Raw genomic sequence first — 3,236 nt, forward strand, 5'->3', positions numbered from 1 at the left:
ATTTCTTCAGGAGTTCCTTCAATTAATTGTTTTAATGGTGAGAAGATTAATGTAAAGAACGCACCAGTTAAAGCTAAGAACATTGAAAGACCCATGTAACGACTTACCCACATACCCACTGTAACTGCTGTTGCTTCAGGTAAATGAAGAGCAAGACCTAATTGGTAACCCATGTTGTTCATTGCCACATAAGCCACGTTACCTAATGTGATTTCTGCATCAGAGAATTGTGTAAATGCAAATGTCCAGTTAGTGAAAGCACCCATTACAAAGATACCAACTGCGTAACCAATAGCAATAATAATAGCTGAGATTGTTACCCCTTTAGGGAAAGTAACTTCGGCGTTTTCAGTTTCATCAACTAACCCACCAACAACTTCAAGACCACCATAAGCAAAAATAGCAAATACCAAGAAACTAAAGACTGAAATAATTGATTGGTAGTCCGCATTTGGTGAATGTGTAAATGCAGCTGCAGTTACAGGTTCAGCCATTTGACCTTTGTTTAGAGCCAAGATGATTAAACCACCTACGATTAGTACCACGTTAAGTAACGCTACTGCTGTACCACCGACAGAAGTAATTTTTTTGATTTTGTCCAATCCTTTTGATGACACAAAAGTAATGATTAAAATCCAGACAACACCAAGTAGACCTAAAGATTGAACACCATTTAAGCCAAAAAAGCTCATTGTTTGTGTCTTATCAACACCAAAGATACCATTTGACAACGGAATCCAAATACCAGTACCTACGTTTACCATCCATACGATGTAAGACGCGTACCACATAAATGTACCGACGAAAGCAAATTTTGGATTAACTGACTCAGCCATCCAAGAATAAATACCACCTTTACTATCTTTAAAGGCTGCCCCGTACTCTGACAACATAAATGCAAATGGTAAGAAGAATGTTACCGCTGCAAGCACATACCATATAATAGAGCCATACCCCATTAAATAATACGCACGAATGATGTTTGTGAAGCCAAATACTGAAGTGAAGATCATAAGAATAAGAGCTTTTAAAGTTAACTTCTGTTTTTTCTCCATTTGAACCTCTCCTTTTCTACAATTTTTATTGCAATTTAAATATAACATGTTAAATTGAAATAGTATTTAACATTAAAATGAAATAACCATTATTAAACCAATATCTTATACAACCTTAATAGCATTATCACTTAACGTTAACCGTTTTCAACTTTTCAATAAAAAACAGATACTCTTTATATTAATTCTTAATTAGCCTTGTCTGCTCGGTTCTTTAACGTTTCTATAATTTGTAATTGTATCTCTTTATCCAAATCAATTAGTAACTCAGAAATACTATCTGTTCTACTTTTAATAAGATTTTCTTTTTTATTTTCTAACCTTTCAACTTGTTTTTTTAATCCTTCTCTCATAAATGGATGTATTTCATTTAAAAACTGCTCATTGAGTCCATATTTCTGACTTTTTTTCAGAAGATGAAGATAAACTTCTTTTTGTATCCACTTTCCCATACCTTTATTTGAAAAATAATGTAGCGCTTTTTCTCGTTTGTTTTCATCTAACATTAATATTGAATAGAGCTCTTCAAAAAAAGAATCGGGTAACCTTGGTGTGTCTCCATTCTTTTCAATTGTTTTTTGTATTTGACTAGACCAAATAAGTGCCTGATTAAATAAAGATTCAACATGAATGTTGTTTGGCAGTTCTTTCTTAAATACTTCAAAATTTTCAGTTGTTATCATTTCTGATGAACCAGAAGATGTTAATGTCTTAAGCTTATTGATTTCAATCATAACTTCTTGAAAATCAGAGATGTAAATTGGCATTTGAGCAACTTTAAAATCAGAAAAACGTTGAGCTAAAGAATAGTTTACTCCCTCTGTCTGATCGCTTTGCTGAAAAACAAACAAATAATAGGCATAATTTTCCCATAAATCTTCTGGAAATTCTGCTCCCTGGCGTTTCAGCCAAAGTAGCTCATCCAAACCAAGATCAACATTATTCAATCTCTCCGTTATTTCTGAAGCCACTTGTTGTGGAATATTTAAATGATCTTTAAAATGTTGAATACCTAGACCAATTGACAGTCCTGTTTCTTTTGATTTAACAATATATTGATACTTTAGTCTTCTACCGCACTCACAATAAAGCTTCTTTTGGTTTGGGTGGTCATTTGGGTAAAACGAATCAATTCTTAAATCTTGAAACTCCCAATCAGAAGCTTTTAAATAGCTATCTCTTAAAAATTCCGAACGTATCAAAAATTTTCGATGGTCATCAATCAGTTCTCTTTGCTTTTTAGTTAATTTTATATATATTTCGTGACGTTCTCTTATTAGTAGTGGTCTAAAATTTTTCACGCCATATTCTTTTATTTGAGGTAATTTATCTACGTTCATCATGTCACTCCTATCTATCAAACTCTAATATCATATCATTATTACCAAGCTTTATTCTAGCAGTTTCTTTGATTTCACAAAGATACTAAAGCATATATTTTGTGTTTTTATTTTAATAAAGCTATGATAAAACAAATAAAAGATTGGTGGTTATATAAATGAAAATTGAATTTTTTCATGATGTTATTTGCAGTTTCTGCTTTCCAATGTCTTATCGTATGCGAAAAATTCAAGCTAAATATCCCAATATAAAAATCAGCCATCACTCATTTGCACTTGCATGGGATGAGGCTGACTTTGATAATATGTTTGGTTCAAGAAAACAAGCAAAAGAGGAAATTCTTTCACATTGGGTGCATGCCAATCAAAATGATGACCTTCATCGATTTAACATTGAAACAATGAAAGAAAAGACATTTTCTTTTCCTACATCAAAAAACGGATTACTTGCTGCTAAATCAGCTGAAATTTTAGGTGGCGCGAAACTTTACTGGCAAGTATTCGATAGACTACAAGAAGCATTGTTTATTCACAACCAAGACATTGAATCACTTGATGTGATAAAAGATATAGTCAAAGGTGAATATATTGATTGGAAGGAATTTGAAGTCATTTTTTCTTCTGAAGAAACATTATTAGCTGTAAAGAATGATTTGAAATTAGCTCAAGAGTATGGAATTCATGGCGTTCCTTTTTTAGTTATCAACGGAAGATACCCTATCAACGGAGCTCAATCACAAGAAGTTATTGAAGAAACTATTGAAAAAATCGCTTTAGAAGAGCATGAAGCTCTAATTTTAGTTGAAGAAGGTAGTACATGTTATTTAGACAAAAATGGAAC

At 32.4% G+C, this 3,236-nt stretch carries 3 protein-coding genes; 1 reads left to right on the forward strand and 2 read right to left on the reverse strand.

What is annotated here, in order from left to right:
* Both yjeM and RR554_RS11620 read right to left on the reverse strand, forming a co-directional pair.
* On the reverse strand, positions 1-1,055 hold a 1,055-nt coding region (gene yjeM / locus RR554_RS11615), incomplete at its 3' end, for a glutamate/gamma-aminobutyrate family transporter YjeM (protein ID WP_332468085.1).
* A 188-nt stretch (positions 1,056-1,243) separates the two neighbouring features.
* The gene (locus RR554_RS11620) at positions 1,244-2,395 is read right to left on the reverse strand and encodes a hypothetical protein (protein WP_332464494.1); all 1,152 of its coding nucleotides are present in this window, start codon (positions 2,393-2,395) and stop codon (positions 1,244-1,246) included.
* Positions 2,396-2,553: 158 nt separating this feature from the next.
* On the opposite strand from RR554_RS11620, the gene RR554_RS11625 reads away from it, so the two are divergent.
* A partial coding sequence (locus RR554_RS11625) for a DsbA family oxidoreductase (RefSeq protein ID WP_332468086.1) occupies positions 2,554-3,236 on the forward strand: 683 nt, incomplete at its 3' end.

The organism is Vagococcus sp. (genome assembly GCF_036639995.1).
In the GTDB taxonomy this organism is placed as follows: Bacteria; Bacillota; Bacilli; order Lactobacillales; family Vagococcaceae; genus Vagococcus.

What these genes read in the sequence shown, in the direction of transcription:
- RR554_RS11620 (WP_332464494.1), bottom strand. Translation starts at nt 2,395, where the DNA reads ATGAACGTAGATAAATTACCTCAAATAAAAGAATATGGCGTGAAAAAT.